The following is a 15,221-nucleotide window of genomic DNA, read 5'->3' on the forward strand; positions in this document are numbered from 1 at the left end:
AGCCTAGACCTATGGCCGGTTCTGCTCGTCAATATCACATCACCACCTTCGGCTGCCAGATGAACAAGGCCGACTCCGAGCGCATGGCGGGCATTCTCGACACCATGGGCCTCACCTGGACCGACGACCCCTACGAAGCCGACGTGGTGCTTTACAACACCTGCACCATTCGCGACAACGCCGAGCAAAAAGTCTACTCCTACCTGGGTCGCCAGGCCAGGCGCAAGCACGAAAACCCCGACCTGACGCTAATTGTGGCCGGGTGCGTGGCTCAGCAAGAAGGCGAAGCCCTGCTGCGCCGGGTGCCCGAACTCGATCTGGTGATGGGGCCACAGCATGCCAACCGCCTGCAAGACCTGCTAGAGCAAGTGTTCGACGGCAACCAGGTCGTCGCCACCGAAGAGGTGGACATTATGGAAGACATTACCAAGCCCCGACGCGACAGCACCATTACCGCCTGGGTGAACGTGATCTATGGCTGCAACGAGCGCTGCACCTACTGCGTCGTGCCCGGCGTACGCGGCGTCGAGCAGTCGCGTACCCCAGAGGCCATCCGCGCCGAGATGGAAGAACTGGGCCGCCAGGGCTTCAAAGAAGTCACCCTGCTGGGCCAAAACATCGACGCCTATGGCCGCGACCTGCCCGGCTCTACTCTAGAGGGGCGGCACCAACACACCCTCACCGACCTGCTGTATTTTGTCCACGATGTGCCCGGCATTGAGCGCATTCGCTTTGCCACCAGCCACCCCCGCTACTTTACCGAGCGGCTGATTCGCGCCTGCGCCGAACTGCCCAAGGTGTGCGAGCACTTCCACATTCCCTTTCAGTCGGGCGACAACGACGTGCTGAAAGCCATGGCGCGGGGCTACACCCACGAAAAATATCGCCGCATTATCGACACCGTGCGGCGCTACCTGCCCGACGCCGCCCTCAGTGCCGATGCGATCGTCGGCTTCCCCGGCGAAACCGAGGAACAGTTTCAGCGCACGATGGATTTGGTCAACGACATTGGCTTTGACCAGCTCAACACAGCCGCCTATTCGCCCCGCCCCGGCACCCCCGCCGCCCTATGGGAAAATCAGCTGTCTGAAGAGGTGAAGGCCGATCGCCTCCAGCGGCTCAATCATTTGGTGAATACGAAGGCGGCGGAGCGATCGCAGCGCTACGCGGGCCGCATCGAAGAAGTGCTAGTCGAAGCCGCCAACCCGAAGAACCCCACCCAGGTGATGGGCCGCACCCGAGGCAACCGGCTGGCCTTCTTTGCTGGCGATTTTGCGGTGCTGAAGGGCGAGCTAGTTCAGGTCAAAATTACCGAAGTGCGCCCCTTTAGCCTGACCGGAGAACCGCTGCGGGTGCCCGCGATCGCAGGCTAACCACTGCTAAGCGTTGGGCTGAGAGCAATTAAGGACACCATAATTTGTTGAGCGCAGAGCGGGGCTGCTGCGCTGGGTTGTCGTGCGATCGCTGCCTCAGCCCAATTTTGCCGAATTGGGATTGCAAGGGTAGAGGATGCGATCGCCCAGCTCAAGCTAACCAAAAGCCCTTAACTTCTGTGCCTTTAGCTACATTTATGCAGCTATGTCAGCAAAGTGTGACAAAATACTTTGAAAGTATTTTTGCTTATCGACTGCGTCGGGCAGTCAGGCGGCCAAGGGCCAACAGCGGACACCACTATGAGACAGCTTAACTATCGACCTGCGCCTCGAACCCTCAGGATATTTCGCCCTTCACCCCATCAGCCGCGATTTACCCACGAGCAAATTTTCACCTCCTACCTGTGCAGCTTTGTGGGTATTGCCGTCCTGGCCTACCTCACGGCATACACCGGCTATCCCTTGATTGTCGCCCCCTTTGGGGCTACGGCGGTGCTGGTGTTTGCCGTGCCCGAAAGCCCTTTAGCCCAACCCCGCAACGTGATTGGAGGATGCGTGATTGGGGGGATAGTTTGCGTTGCCTGCGTCAGTCTTTTTGGCACTGCGCCCTGGGTGATGGCGCTGGCCGTGGCCACCTCGATTCAGCTGATGCAGTTTACTCACACCCTGCATCCCCCCGCAGGAGCTATTGCCTTAGTGGGCGTGATGAGCGATGCCTCTTGGGATTTTGTCTTTACTCCCGTGTTGACAGGGGCGGTTTTGCTAGTGCTTTGCACAGTGGCCTTTAGCCGTTGGATTCCGGGCCGCCCTTACCCAAAACACTGGCTCTGATGGCCTCACCGATGGGCCGCACTCGCGGCAACCGACTGGCCTTCTTTGCGCGATTTTGCGGCCCTGAAAGGCGAACTGGTTCAGGTCAAAATTACCGAAGTGCGCCCCTTTAGCCTGACCGGGGAGCCGATTCAGGCGTTAGTTGCCGCTGGCTAGGTAGACATGGCCGAGGTAGACTGCCCTTCAAAAACGAAAAGTATCGTTCCATCGTCTGGTGGACGGGTCTAATACCTGGTCGAGCAGGGTGATCAGTCATAATGGTTGAACGGCTTAGGTAGGGATCTCTCTATGCAGATGCAACTTGAACTGCCGGACTCGGTAAATGTAGACCAAAGGTATGTCAAAGAAGCCTTGATGGCTGTGCTGTATTCGACGGGCAAAGTATCGGCCCACCAGGCCTGCCAAATTTTGAACATGACGCGTCGGTCTTTCGACGAGATACTGCCCCACTACGGGTTCTCAGCGTTAGTAGACAGTGACGACAATCTTGATACCGAGCTAAGTGCCTAATGGCGTCGGATATCATCGTTAGTGATGCTGGGCCGATGATCAGCCTAGAAAAGCTATCGGATGGTTATGGTTGGATGCAGCAACTCTATGGCCAAGTTCTGATTCCAGGAGCTGTTGCCCAGGAACTGTATCAGGGGATGTTCTCGAACTGGGAAGCTTACCGGAGCCATTACAATTTTGGCGATTTTATCTCGGTCGTTGAAGTCACCACTACGGAAACATTCCCTGGATACGATCTGCTGGATGTCGGGGAAAGGCAAGCGATTCAACTAGCTTGGAAGCAGCAATTACCCCTGCTAATCGAGGAAGAGCAGGGCAGGCAGGTTGCTAAAGCCCTTGGTCTGACATTTTCTGGTTTGGCAGGGCAGATCCTCAAGGCTTACCGAGAGCAAGTCATTTCTTCAACCGTGGCCCAGGCCAGTTTGGCTGAGTTGCTAAAGACTGGACGTATTGGCAAGAGACTGTACGCTGGACTTTTGGAAACCCTTGATCAGTAAAGGCTTCCAGTGTTGATTTTGAGATTGCTTTAGCCTCACCGGGAACCGCTGCAGGCAGCTGCGATCGCCGTTTAGAACAGCATCAGTCTGAGGCTGGCTGAGATATTGGCTGAGGCTTTTCTGGCCAGAATAGGGGAATGGCAGCGATCGCCGCTACCAGCTGCAACCCCGCAAACAGCGCCAGTGCAGTCGTAAACCCCCAGCGCAGGGCTTCGCCAAACAGCAGGCTGCCCAAGCCGAAGCCCGTAAACAGCGCAAACACCTTGAGCCCCATGGTCTGCCCCAGGCTTTTGCCGTCGCCGAGGTCGGTGACAATGCCCACAAACAGTGGCTGGGTCAGGTCGTAGCCCAACGAGAGCACTAGAATCGCGGCGGTCGTTCCTAGCGGGGGAATGTAAGGAATCATCGTCAGCCCAGCCAAGGCTGCCATCGCCAACCCTGGGGGAATTAGCCAGCGGCGGCCCCAGCGATCGACTGCCTTGCCAATCAGCGGGCTAAAAATCAGGCCCGGAATGCCGTAGCCCAAAATGGTCAGGCCAATGCTCAGGGCATCCATGTCGTAGCGCTGGGTCATGTAGTAGCCCAGCCAGGTGTAAACGCCCGAGTGGTAGACCCCGTTCAACAGTACGTAGGCGTAGGTGCGAGAGCCACGAAAATTGGCTAATACGGCTCGGTACCCGGCAAAGACAGCAGCGACGGAGGGCAGCTTGGCGATTTTAGGCTCATCAAACAGCGCTCCGTAGCGCCGCAGCCGCCAGAGCACCAGGGCCGCCGCCGTAGCCGTGCCCAAAAACAAGGCCCGCCAGCCCACAAAGGGTTCTAAAATGGCGCCCCCCGCAGACCCGGCGGCCATGCCGCCCTCCATAGCCGCAAATACCAAACCTAGCTTGGCACCCCGCTGGTTGTAGGGAAACAGATCGCCAATTAAGGCAAAGGTGAGAGGAATAACCCCGCTCGCTCCAAGGCCGGTAAGCAACCGCCAAAAGCTCATCTGGCCTGCCGTTTGGGCGGTGGCGGTGAGGGCGGTGCAGATAATAAAAATGATCAGAGAAATGCGAATCAGCGGCCAGCGACCAAAGCGATCGGAGAGAATGCCGAAGAACAGCGCTGCCAGAGCATAGGCCAGCATGTAGGCAGGCACAATAAACCCAATTTCTTGGGCAGAGACATTAAAGATTTCGGCCAAACGGGGAATCAGCGGGGCAATCATGTAGCCCTGAAGGAAGACCAGCCCCGCCGCGATCGCCAGCAGCGCAAAAAGGCGATTGTGCTGCCGCAGCCGCAGCGATGGGTCGGCCTCTTCCCAGTGGGGAAAGTCCGGATTGCCTGAATTGTGTTTGGCCATAGAACAAAGCGTGGAGAGCTGATATCGGAGCGATCACTAGTCAGGGTTTCCTGACTTAATGCGACGCATAAAGCGTATCAAGCTTTACGCCTGGTAACAAGGCAACGTCTTTTAACCCCAGAGCACCCTCAGCAGCACCAAATCACGACTGATTTAGGACTGAGGAACGGACGAGGCTGGCGTATAGAAGGCTAAATGACTGGTGCCGTAGTGCTTTTGGCGCACTAGATCTAGCCCAGGGATGGCGATCGGAGTCCAGGCGTCGGGGCGATGCTCCACAGCAAGTTCGCCCGTGGGCTGAAGCAAACTAAGACTCACGACCCGTTCGAGAACAGGTAGGTAAAGCTCGCTGTCATAGGGCGGGTCGAAGTAAATGCAGTCGAAGGGTTGTCCGTGCAGCCGCGACAGCTGCTTCACCACATCGCCGCGAAACAGACTGATGGTTTGATCGGGCTGGGCTACTTTTTGCCAGTTTTCGCGGGTAATGGCGTAGGCGTCGGGCGACTTCTCGATACCCACTACGTCTGCCGCACCGCGACACAGCGCCTCGGCCCCGATCGCGCCGCTGCCGGTGCATAGGTCGAGCCAGCGACAGTCGGCAATGCGACCCTGCCAGATGTTAAACAGCGCCTCGCGCACCCGCGCCGAAGTGGGGCGAGTGTCTAGACCAGGTAGGGTTCTGAGGGCGCGATTGCCATAGATGCGCAGCATGGGTTAGGCCACAGCCACGGGGGTTTGAGCTTTCACCAGGGCAACAAAGTTGGCCAGCATGACCAGGCCAGCGGGAGCCGACTTCTCGGGGTGGTACTGCATGGCCATGATGTTGTCCTGGGCGATCGCCGCCGTCACGGTCTGGCTGCCGTGGGTTGTTGTCGCCGCATTCACCGCCGGGTCGCTAGGCTCAGCATAGTAAGAGTGCACAAAGTACACCCAATCGCCATCGCTCACCCCCTGCCACAGAGGGCACTGGGGCTGGGTCAGGGTCAGCTGATTCCACCCCATGTGCGGAATCGCGATCGTCGGCTCTTTTTTGAACTTGCGAATGCGGCCCGCAATCAGCCCCAGCCCTGGCTCTATCCCTTCATCGCTGCCGTCGAACAACAGCTGGAGTCCCAGACAAATGCCCAAAAAGGGTTTACCCGCCGCAATTTCTCGCTTAATTGGCTCGATCAGTCCCTTCTCGCGCAGGTGCCGCATAGCCGGGTCAAAGGCTCCATCGCCGGGCAGCACCAGGGCATCGGCAGCCTCCAGATCGGCTACTACATCGGTAATGGTCGGCGTGGCTCCGGCCAGCGCCAGTCCTTTGCAGGCCGAGTGCAGATTGCCCATGTCATAGTCGATTACGGCAATGTTAGCCATGCGCTCTCCTGCTCTGTTCGTGGTTCTGGGGCGTTGGGGTTTGTTCAGACTCTATCCTACCTGGCGGACCCGAGAGAATTTTGAATTTTTAAGCTTGGATTTTGGATAACGTTGACATCTCCTTACCTCTCCCTCACCTCCCCCATCTGCCTCACTATGCTCCTCACCACCTTCGCCCCCTGGCGCGCCCACCAGCCTTCTAACTCCGCCGACGATCTGATCGCTCACCTGCAACAGCAGCAGCAAATTCCCTCGGGCACCACTGTCCTGCGTCACATCCCCGTCAGTTTTGAGCTGGCCCCCATTCGAGTCATGGCTAAGCTGGTCGAACTGCAATCTCCGGTGGTGGTATGCTGCGGCATGGCCGAGGGCCGTGGCTACCTGCATTTAGAGCGCTACGGCAAAGAAAAGGATATAGCGCTAGAAAGTTCTCTGCCGTTGGCGGAGCTGCTGGCCAACACCCAGCTCAGCGGCATTAGCGACGACGCGGGCACCTACGTCTGCAACCATCTTTATTACCGGCTGCTGGGGGCGATCGCCCAGCACCACTGGCCGACCCAAGCCCTCTTTGTCCATATTCCACCCCTAACCCCGGCGACGCGTCCTGTATTTGCCCACGACCTGGCCCTCATACTAAAACGGCTGACCAATACGGTTAGCCGTTCTGCATAGGGTGGGTGAGCGATTAGTTCACGGTGGTTTGAAAGCGAATTAGCCCCACCTGGTTGGCGTTTACCGGCCCCACAGTTACTACCACAGCGCCGTTGTTTTGGTTGGCACCGCAGACCGCAGGCAGGGCTGCTCCCGGCGGAAAGAAGGTCCCAGGGTCGCCGTCGTCGGCGCTGGTGTAGGTAACCGCTGGCCCCGCCGGGCTAGAAGAGGCGATCGCCTCAATGCCTAACCCCGACCCGTAGCCATCGGGGTTAAAGGTCGTTCCTGCCGGAATCTGGTCGCACACCACTACGTCGGCGACGCTAACAGTATCGGTGTTAGCCAAGTAAATAGTGTACTCAATGCCGTTGCCGGTCTGCACGGGCGGGTCGGCAATGGTAATTTGCCCTTGGCCCAGGTTGTTGTTGCGCAGTAGGTCAATATCGCTGCCGGTGCCCAAAACTTGGCTAAAGTCGGGCAGAGTAGCCGGCCCTAGCAGGTCGGTAACCCGCTTCACTAGCGAGAAGCCTCCAGTTCGCCGAATTAGACCAAAGCCACCGGCAATCAGGTCGAGACCACCGATATTTCCTCCCGGAGTGTTAGTAGGAAAAATGGTCGTGTCGTTGAAATTGACCAGCTGTGCGCCTAACCCATTCACATCAACGGCAAACAGCGAATACCCAAAAATAGGGTTGGCATTGTCAGGGGCTGTTACCAAAGAATTGATGGGGAAAAAGATACCCTCCACCGCCTGAGTCCCTACTAGGTGAGACGGCCTAAACAACGGTAGCGTAGGATCGGCTAGATTATCCCACCGCATCACCGCCGAGGCTACCTGAACGTCGTTACTGGCACCCCAAGCGCCGGTACCAATATCAATTAAAGGGCCATAGGCGGCTGGATCCCCATTACCATCTAGAGCTGTGATCGCCGCAATTTTAAAGGCATCATTGCCGCCCCGCTCCAGAATCAAAAACCCTACATTTCCCTGATCGGCAACGGGAACCGAAATGCCGGGAGCCGTGATGATGTAGTCGATTCTCTCGATGTTGTTGGCGGTCTCCTGTCCGTTACCCCCAGCTGCCACCTCCGACACATTGTTAAAAACGTTGTCAATACCTCGGTTGATGATATTGCTCAGCATGGCCTCTTCAATGCCTCCAACCCGTCCAGGGGCTAGGGTTAGCGTAGTGGGGGTAGCGGTCGTTTGCTCAAAGAAGAGCAGCTGACGGTTGGGTAGGCCAGCCCTAATATTGCGACGAAACACGATCCGCTGGGCTAACCCTACTGGCGGGAGCAGAGCTGTGGCAGGCTCAAATCGAGTGCCAGCAGCAATTACAGCGTTCAGCACAACGTTATTCTCAGCCCCAAAGGTGAGGTCAGTAACGGCCCCCTGTGCGTTGCAATTATTAAAGGAGTTGGGATCACACGGTCTGGTGTAGGGCGTCCCTTGGAAGCGACTCCTAACAGCAGGCTGTTCAGTGAAGATCAGCTGATCAACCCCGACTGGGGGAGCAAGCTGAGCAAAGGCCGGGGCGGCCCCGCCAAACACAGTCGCTAGGGCCAGCACGACCCAGGCCATCAAGCCAACTGAGCGCACAATCCAGGGCAAAAGCGTCACAGCGATCCTCGATTGCATCTGGGATATAGCAAACTGTGGCATGAAAAACATGGTTAAAGACGAATACGGCAATTGCGGGTCATCCATGGCTCGGTTTCTACTCAAGCTGGAGGTCGGCCTCTTGGTTCAGGAAGATAATATCGAGACCGCGCACGTCGGTGAAGATAAACTCAACCCGGCGATCGCGGGCATATTCTACGCGGCCGCTGCCCTCGCTGCGGCGCTGGGTCTCACCAAAGGGCACAATCCGCATGCGCTCCATTGGTACACCCTTGCGAATCAGGTAGTCGCGGGCGGACAGGGCGCGCCGCTCGCTTAGGGCCAGGTTGTAGGCAGCGCTGGCGCGGGGGTCGGTGTGGCCGTGCAGTTCTACCGTGAGGAAGGAATATTCCAGCAGGGCGGCGGCAATCTGGTCGAGCACCCCGGCACTCTCGGTGCTGATGTTGGAGCGATCGAGGGCAAAGTGAACGTTGCGCGGAATCTCAAGCCGCAGGGGTTCTAGCGGCGGCGGCGGCTCAACGGGCGCCGGCGGTGGCGTGGGTGGATTGCAGCTCGGCGGCTCCACTGGGGTGGCAGGTAAGTCAGGCTGGGTGCCATCGGCGGCGAGCACGGCCGCCACAGCGGCGGGTTCAGAAGTGCCCCACTCGGGGTCGGTGGCGATCGCGCTCACCCGCGTCCCCGGCGGCAGCGACAGGCTGGCGCTAAAGGTGCCCTCAGAGCTGGCGGTCACAGTTCCGAGGGGCTCAGTCAACGGACTGTAGGGAAAACCTGGCTCCACCACTCGATAGAGGTCAATTTCACTACCGGGGTCGGCGGTGCCGGTGAGGGTAACTTCTGCTACGCCACTGGCAAAGCTATAGGCGTCAAACTGAGGGGCGTTGATGGCGGCGTTGCCGGTCTCGCGGCGGCGCTGGTGCGAGTTGCGCGGCGGGTTTGGCCCATCCCCCTTTTGAAAGTCTTGTACCTCTGTGTTGCCCTGGGTATTGAGGTCAATGGCCAGGCCATCTAGCTCAGCGTAGCGATTGCCGCGAATTTGGTTGCGGTGGCTGAGGGGGTAGGCCGTTACTGCCACCCCAGGTCCTGGCTGATAGCCAATAAAGTTATCGCTGAGTTGGTGGTCGCTGCCCATCAGATACACCGCCGCTCGCTCAAACCGCCGCCCGTTGTATTGAATGGCGTTGCCCGAGATCTGGGTGGCCCCCTCAGTCTTAAATAGATAGATGCCGCTGCCGTCGTTGGCGCAGATCAGGTTATCGGTGATGGCGCTGGCGGCGATGGTGCCCTCCAGGCGAATGGCGTCGGGCATGCCGGCCAGACCGTTGCCGATGATGGCGTTCTCGCTCACTTGCAAGCCATCGGCCCGAAAGCCCGTAATGATGGCGCTGCCGTCGTGGTTTTGAATGCGGTTGTTGCGAACCGTGGTCTCCACGGCGTTAAACACCGTCACCCCAAAGGCCGAAGGCACTGCCGGAAACTCGCCACTGGGGGGCAACCCCAGCCAGTTTTGCTCGATGACGACTCCGCGCGGAGCCCTGTCAGGCTGATCGAGACGAAACAACTCCAGAGCCGGGCTGAGGGGGCTAGAGTCTACCGGGGGGGCCTGGGCGCTGATAAAAATATCGGAGGGTGGCGTGGTCTGGGTGGCGCGATCGCTGGTGCGAAATCCATACAAACTCAGCCCTCGCACCGTCACCCCATCGGCGGCGATGGTGAGGCCGCGAGCCACCTCGCTGCCCTCTGCAACTGTCAGGCTCACCGCTGGCGCAGCCGGAAACTTGGGGTCATAGGTGGCCTCAGCATCGTAGCCCGCCTGGGTGGTGCCGTCGATCACCAGTTCTGGAGCCACAATCTCGGGCAATAGATCGACTAGCGCGATCGTGGCCTGCCCCGCCGGTAGGTCAAAGCCAATCCGCGATCCTTGCCCCGCCGGTAGAGGCTGCACCAGAGCTTGCTCTGCCTCACTCAGCTGCTCAGGGGTAAGGGTGCCGTTGGCTAGCTCGATTGCTTCCCGCAGGGTTAGCCCTTGGTCGGGCTGCACCGGTCCATCGTCAGCACTAGTTACCCGTAGGCTGTAGGTCGCCAAGGCTGACTGCCCCAAGGCCGGGGCGATCGCAAGTCCCACGACTGGCAGGCCCAGGGCCATCGCACCATATCCGATCCACCACCGCTGATTCATTCCTCACCTCCTGGGGCAGTGCCCGTTGCGTCGGCCTCGGGCCTGTCGATCAGGGCCGCCTCATCCACATAAGATTCTTGTTGCTGGGGCGGCGATACCGGCTGCGCCCCAAAGCGGTTAAACAGCTGGTTCACCTTGGCGGTAATGCCAAAGTAGGGGCCGCTGGCCGACCGATAGCCACCGCCGCCCACAAAGGAACCGTCGCTGGCCCCACCAAAGCTGTAGCCCAGCCCCAGCCGCACATCGGGGGTCAAATAGTAGCCCGCCTCCAGAGCGAAGCCGGTTTCGTTGTAGCCGACCACCGGTTGCCCTAACCAGCGCACCTCAGCCCCCACATCCCAGCGGTAGGCAAAGCGATAGGTGGCCCGCGCCTGGGCTAAGTGAATGCTGTTCGAGAAGCCAATGTCTTGGGCGAGGTTGGCGGTGCTGTAGCGCAGGCCGTACTTGCCGTAAAACTCCCACCGGTAGTTGGGGGCGTAGATGCCCTCCAGCGACAGGGTGTGGTCTTGGGCCTCTGAGCTGACCCCCTGCAAGATGCTGTTGGGGGTGCTGCTGGGATTGTTGCGAAACTCGTAGCTCAGCAGGCCGTTAAATTGGTCGCTCACCGGGTTACGGTAGGCCAGTCCTAGCCGCAGCGTACTGGAATCCCCCAGTTGATCGGTGATCGTCTGGTTAGCAAAGTTGCCCATCTCAAAGCGGGCCAAACCGGTGAGCGCATCGGTAATGCGCCCGGCGGCGGCAGCCCCCAGTACCAAGTTGCTCGAACCCGGCGAGTCACGATACTCAACGCGGCCACTGGCCTGCCAGTCGGGGTTGTCGGTATACTCCAGCCCCACTGAGTAAACGGCGGAGGCTTGGAGTCCGAGGCTCGAGGCCCCCTGGCCCACCGCATAGGGTTGAGCAAATTGCTGGCCGAGCCCAGTCAGGTTAAAGGCATCCCCAAAGATGCGTTCAAAGCCAAAGGTGGCTCGCAGGCCAGGGGCCAGCGTCAGCCGGTGGTTCAATCCGACCGCCCCCTGACCGGTAATGCCGTTGTAGCCCCCCAACAGCGAGTAGCGGTTGGTCAAGGTAGTGTTGTCGTCGAGCTGGTAGTCAACAATGGTGTCGAGGCTGGTGATCGAACTTGGCCCCTGCACCCCTGACAAAAACTGCTGGGCCAGCCGCAGGCTGACGCCGGGCTGCACGGCCCACTCCAGACCAACGGTATTGCGGGTCGGGTAGAGGGGGTCACCGGCACTCAGGTTGATCTCACTCTGGGCCAGGGCACTCAGTGTGGCGGTCAGCGGTAGGTTGAGCCGCGACACCAGCTGGTTGGCGTCAGTAGAAAAGTTGGTCAGGCGATCGTCGCGGGAGCGATTGACAAAGTCCACTCCCAGGGTGGCGCTGCCGATCTGCTGCACAACACCGGCGCGAATTTCGGTGAGGGTGTTGTCGACGACCCCACCCCTCACCGGATTAAAGCCGGGCTGAAACAGCCCTATAGCCGTGGTTTGCACGGCTACGGCGTTGCCCACGTTACGCTCCTGATCGACCAGAGCCCGGAGCTGGGTTTGTACTCCCACCTGGGCCTGCACCTGAGCCCCCCAGCGGGTCTGGCCGGGGCTAAAGCTGCTGGTAGCAGTGTTGTTAAACCCGCTGTCGGTAGAGCGGTAGTAGGCCTGGCCGGCAATGCCCTCAAAGGGGGTGGCGCTCAGCTCAACGCGATAGGCATTGCCCTGGTTATTGGTGGCCCCAGTATTAAAGGAGGAGCGGGCATATTCGCCCGTGACCTGGGCCAGATCGCCCAGGGGCCATTGGAAGTCAAATCCGTAGAGGGTAAAGTCTTGGGCTCCCTGGTTTTCGGTCAGCAGGGTGGCTCCCACCACGCCGCCGTTGTCGCCCTCAGGGCGGTACTGCAAGCGCCCTGCATAGAGACTGCCCCGCACCGAGGCATCGTCAATCTGGTAGGTGACCACAATGCGTCGCACCAGAGTGGTACCCAGGGGGTTGAGGTCGACAGCTCGCACCGGCTGGCGAAAGAGCAGGGTGCCGCGATCGTAGTCGATGTCGTAGTCGACGCCGCGATAGAGCGGGGTGCGCTCTAGCACCGTGCCGGGGCGATTAAATTCCTCGGCCTCAATGAACACGTTCTCACTGCCCCGCAGCACCAGCCGCCGCGACAGGAAGTAGTAGCCACTGGTGCCATCGGGGGCGATGGTGTCGCGCTGGAAAGGCCGTACGTTGTCGCCGTACATGGCGGTTAACTGGAGGCCATTGCCAAAGGTGTAGTTGCCTTTAAAGCCATGCAGCTCGCGCACGGTAGCGGTGAACTGTTGCGACTCTCCGGCAAACTCCTGGGTGCCGTAGTCGCCCCACATGAAGTAGTCAGGGTCAGCATGGGGCGCGAGCGAATCGCGCTGAAAGCGCAGGTACAGGCTGTCGATTGACTCGGTGAGAAAGTCGGTGGTGGAGCTGTCGCCGTAGACGGGGTAGGTTTGGTTGCAGGCCTGCACATCGCGGTAGAGGCTGTTGCCATCGCAGCGATCGTTAAGGCCACGGGTGTTGTTGTAAGCCCCGGTAAACGACCAGTCACCGAGGGCGCCCGTAGCAAACAGCCCGGTGGTAAAGCTCACCTCAACATCTTGGTTGAGGGAGTCGGTGCTGAGAAAGTCTCTAAAGCTACCCAGCAGATTGGTGCCGCCCCGGCCGATGCGGAAGTCGACGACCCCAGAAATGATGGTGGGGCGCAGATCGGTGACGAAGCTCACCTGCGTGGTGGCCTCTAGGGCGGGATAGCTCTCTCGCAGGGTGGGGTCAAGCTCGCGCAGGGTGCGAGAGTCGACCATAGCCCGCACGATAACAGACTGGGCATCGAGGGTCGATCGCAGCCGCGCTTCAAATAGCCCCTGCCGAGCCAGCACCTGAAACCCACTGCGATCGCTGTCGTAATCGGCTCCAATAAATTCGCCAGCGCTGCTGGTCAGGGTCACCACCACATCGTCATCTAGAGGCTCGCCCTCGGCGGCGGTAACGGTCCCTACTAGGGTCAGCGCCGATCGCCCGTTGGCGGGTATCTGAATGTCGCGCTCGGGCTGGACGGTAATGCTGTAAGCGGCTACCTCGGGCTGGGGTGCCACGGGCCGCAGCGGCTGGGTGGGGGGCGGGTTGAGCGGCAGCTGGTCGCCGCCAAACTGAAACTCAAATAGATCAGAGTTTTCGCTGCGGTTGGCTAGGGGCACCCCAGCGTCGCCGGGTAGAGCATTGGTGTCAGGCGTAGGGAGGTCGCCTGAGGGCAGGACGGTGGCGGCGGCGATCGCCGCCGTTGAGTCTGCCCAGGGCTGGGCAGCTGTCGTCGCCACGACGGCCTCGACGTTTGTCGATGGCGACTCTGGCAGAGGTAGCTCTAGCGTTTCGATGGCGGCGGATTCGGTGGGCGTAGGTTCAACAACGGATTGCACCGCTGCGCCTGGGCTACCGGAGAGTTCCAGATCGGCTGCCGTACCCAGTTCCCCAGGGGCGGCATAGCTGGGCAGCAAGATACCGAACGATCCAGCCAGGGTGGTTAACAGGCCCAACCCCAGCGAACGAGAAGACAGAGGTTTCATGACTGCTCCTCCCCAAAGGTTGGTGTAACGGCAAAGTTCATTCGGCCCAACCCACCCGGCGACAGCCGCACAAAGCGGGAGGCGCTGTTTTCTTCAATGCGGTAGAGGTTGGGGGCTAGGGTGTAGCCCGGTAGGCTATAGAGATCCAGCGTGCCAACCCGGTAGCCTGGCAGCACATTGGCCAGTGAGAACAACCCATCAGGGTCGGTCAAAATGCGGTTGCCATCGTCCATGAAGATGACGGCGTTAGGCACCCCAGCCTCACCGGGCTGCTGCTGACCATCAAAGTTTTTGTCGACAAACACCCGGCCCAGAATGGTGCCACAGTCGGCGAGAATGCCGGGACGAATAGTCATCTGGTAGGCGGCAGTTACCGGCGTAAAGCCAGGGGCCGAGGCCTGGGCAATATTGCGTCCGCCGCCGCGCACGGCATCAGGGGTCAGCAAGACTCCATAGGCTACAGACACCGACTCCCCAGGGCCTAAGGAGGCAAAGGTCAGGGTTAAGCTGCTGTCGGTGGTCACCACCTGGGTCGGCTGCTGCGGGGTCGCCTGCACCGAGTCGGGCACGTAGAGCAGGCCTAGGGGCAACTGGTCAGTAATGGTGAGGGGCGTGGCCGGCTGGGTCGTCGAGAGGTTGGTAACCAGCAATCGATAGATCGCCACGTCGCCGGGCTCAGCAGCGGCACGGTCGGCGGTTTTAGTAATTTGCAGCAGCGGTAGCTCCGGTCCTGGTGGCGGGCCTGGCAGCATCAGGGCGCTGACCTCTGTCTGGTTAGAGACAGTGGTAGCTGGCCCATTGGGACCCACAAACTGAGCTGAAGCCTGGTTGACAAAAATTTGGCTCTGAGCCTGCGCCACAGTCGATGGTGGCACTGCATGGCTTAGGCAATAGCTTAAAACCAGGGCTAGCCAAAACAGCAGCCCCCGGTACAGTCGTCGCTGATTACGTCTCACACCACCCCTCTGAGACCACTCTTCACACCACTGACGCTCCCCTAGCCAGCTAGAGAAACGTCTCTCATCACCCCTGAATGGCCAAACAGCCTCTGTCAACAGTCGAAAGACTTACATTCCGCTGTCAAACTCGGCAAATCATAGCAAGGTCATCCGTGAATACCACAAAGATTCTGTAAAGATTCTTAAAGGGATCCGGATTTCTCTAGGGCGTGTCATCAATTAGGTTAGGGTTGAAGGGTAGTCCTTAAAGCAAGACTCAGCGGAATGACAAGCCGACGCTATGCCCTGCGCGATGACCAATGGGAGCGAATCCAG

General features: G+C 59.5%; 12 protein-coding genes and 1 pseudogene. 6 read left to right on the forward strand and 7 right to left on the reverse strand.

The genetic code is table 11. The features are described 5' to 3' along the window. The first annotated feature begins 11 nt into the window (after positions 1 to 11). From miaB to H6F57_RS25855, 5 genes and pseudogenes are all read left to right on the forward strand, one after another. Positions 12 to 1,373 carry a tRNA (N6-isopentenyl adenosine(37)-C2)-methylthiotransferase MiaB gene (miaB, locus tag H6F57_RS25835; protein WP_190632008.1) on the forward strand — a complete coding sequence of 454 codons (1,362 nt, stop codon included), beginning with the start codon at positions 12 to 14 and terminating at the stop codon, positions 1,371 to 1,373. A 300-nt stretch (positions 1,374 to 1,673) separates the two neighbouring features. Continuing rightward, complete coding sequence (locus H6F57_RS25840; protein ID WP_190632010.1) at positions 1,674 to 2,204, forward strand: HPP family protein; 531 nt, start codon at positions 1,674 to 1,676, stop codon at positions 2,202 to 2,204. 11 nt (positions 2,205 to 2,215) lie between these two features. Beyond that, positions 2,216 to 2,360, forward strand: a pseudogene (locus H6F57_RS25845) (TRAM domain-containing protein); the annotation flags it as partial. A gap of 132 nt (positions 2,361 to 2,492) precedes the next feature. Beyond that, positions 2,493 to 2,714: a UPF0175 family protein gene (locus H6F57_RS25850; protein ID WP_190632011.1), complete on the forward strand. Its 222-nt coding sequence runs from the start codon at positions 2,493 to 2,495 to the stop codon at positions 2,712 to 2,714. Beyond that, the gene (locus tag H6F57_RS25855; RefSeq protein WP_190632013.1) at positions 2,714 to 3,211 is read left to right on the forward strand and encodes a hypothetical protein; all 498 of its coding nucleotides are present in this window, start codon (positions 2,714 to 2,716) and stop codon (positions 3,209 to 3,211) included. The genes H6F57_RS25850 and H6F57_RS25855 overlap by 1 nt, the downstream gene beginning before the upstream one ends. A gap of 82 nt (positions 3,212 to 3,293) precedes the next feature. On the opposite strand, the gene H6F57_RS25860 is transcribed toward H6F57_RS25855, so the two are convergent. The 3 genes from H6F57_RS25860 to hisH all read right to left on the reverse strand — a co-directional run bounded on the left by H6F57_RS25860 (position 3,294) and on the right by hisH (position 5,915). Further along, the gene (locus H6F57_RS25860) at positions 3,294 to 4,556 is read right to left on the reverse strand and encodes an MFS transporter (RefSeq protein ID WP_190632015.1); all 1,263 of its coding nucleotides are present in this window, start codon (positions 4,554 to 4,556) and stop codon (positions 3,294 to 3,296) included. A 153-nt stretch (positions 4,557 to 4,709) separates the two neighbouring features. Further along, complete coding sequence (gene rsmD, locus H6F57_RS25865; protein WP_190632017.1) at positions 4,710 to 5,267, reverse strand: 16S rRNA (guanine(966)-N(2))-methyltransferase RsmD; 558 nt, start codon at positions 5,265 to 5,267, stop codon at positions 4,710 to 4,712. Positions 5,268 to 5,270: 3 nt separating this feature from the next. Continuing rightward, positions 5,271 to 5,915, reverse strand: a complete 645-nt coding sequence (gene hisH / locus H6F57_RS25870) for an imidazole glycerol phosphate synthase subunit HisH (protein ID WP_190632019.1) — start codon at positions 5,913 to 5,915, stop codon at positions 5,271 to 5,273. 156 nt (positions 5,916 to 6,071) lie between these two features. Here hisH and H6F57_RS25875 point away from each other — a divergent pair, with 156 nt between their 5' ends. Beyond that, complete coding sequence (locus H6F57_RS25875; RefSeq protein WP_190632021.1) at positions 6,072 to 6,587, forward strand: peptidase C15; 516 nt, start codon at positions 6,072 to 6,074, stop codon at positions 6,585 to 6,587. 13 nt (positions 6,588 to 6,600) lie between these two features. On the opposite strand, the gene H6F57_RS25880 is transcribed toward H6F57_RS25875, so the two are convergent. The 4 genes from H6F57_RS25880 to H6F57_RS25895 all read right to left on the reverse strand — a co-directional run bounded on the left by H6F57_RS25880 (position 6,601) and on the right by H6F57_RS25895 (position 14,903). Then, entirely contained in the window at positions 6,601 to 8,187 is a 1,587-nt protein-coding gene (locus tag H6F57_RS25880; RefSeq protein WP_190632023.1) for a hypothetical protein, read from the reverse strand. Between the two features lie 97 nt (positions 8,188 to 8,284). Then, positions 8,285 to 10,363, reverse strand: coding sequence for an OmpA family protein (locus H6F57_RS25885; RefSeq protein WP_190632024.1), 2,079 nt, complete (start codon positions 10,361 to 10,363; stop codon positions 8,285 to 8,287). Beyond that, a complete protein-coding gene (locus tag H6F57_RS25890) occupies positions 10,360 to 13,947 on the reverse strand; it encodes a TonB-dependent receptor (protein WP_190632026.1) in 3,588 nt (1,195 codons plus the stop codon). Before H6F57_RS25890 ends, H6F57_RS25885 begins: the two co-directional genes overlap by 4 nt. Continuing rightward, positions 13,944 to 14,903: a hypothetical protein gene (locus tag H6F57_RS25895; RefSeq protein WP_313933699.1), complete on the reverse strand. Its 960-nt coding sequence runs from the start codon at positions 14,901 to 14,903 to the stop codon at positions 13,944 to 13,946. The genes H6F57_RS25890 and H6F57_RS25895 overlap by 4 nt, the downstream gene beginning before the upstream one ends. Positions 14,904 to 15,221 lie beyond the last annotated feature (318 nt).

The organism is Leptolyngbya sp. FACHB-60 (assembly GCF_014695775.1).
Classification (GTDB): Bacteria; Cyanobacteriota; Cyanobacteriia; order Phormidesmidales; family Phormidesmidaceae; genus Nodosilinea.

Coding starts and splice junctions, on each gene's coding strand:
- H6F57_RS25875 (WP_190632021.1), top strand. CDS start 6,072: ATGCTCCTCACCACCTTCGCCCCCTGGCGCGCCCACCAGCCTTCTAAC.
- hisH (WP_190632019.1), bottom strand. CDS start 5,915: ATGGCTAACATTGCCGTAATCGACTATGACATGGGCAATCTGCACTCG.
- miaB (WP_190632008.1), top strand. CDS start 12: ATGGCCGGTTCTGCTCGTCAATATCACATCACCACCTTCGGCTGCCAG.
- H6F57_RS25885 (WP_190632024.1), bottom strand. CDS start 10,363: ATGAATCAGCGGTGGTGGATCGGATATGGTGCGATGGCCCTGGGCCTG.
- rsmD (WP_190632017.1), bottom strand. CDS start 5,267: ATGCTGCGCATCTATGGCAATCGCGCCCTCAGAACCCTACCTGGTCTA.
- H6F57_RS25850 (WP_190632011.1), top strand. CDS start 2,493: ATGCAGATGCAACTTGAACTGCCGGACTCGGTAAATGTAGACCAAAGG.
- H6F57_RS25855 (WP_190632013.1), top strand. CDS start 2,714: ATGGCGTCGGATATCATCGTTAGTGATGCTGGGCCGATGATCAGCCTA.
- H6F57_RS25860 (WP_190632015.1), bottom strand. CDS start 4,556: ATGGCCAAACACAATTCAGGCAATCCGGACTTTCCCCACTGGGAAGAG.
- H6F57_RS25840 (WP_190632010.1), top strand. CDS start 1,674: ATGAGACAGCTTAACTATCGACCTGCGCCTCGAACCCTCAGGATATTT.
- H6F57_RS25890 (WP_190632026.1), bottom strand. CDS start 13,947: ATGAAACCTCTGTCTTCTCGTTCGCTGGGGTTGGGCCTGTTAACCACC.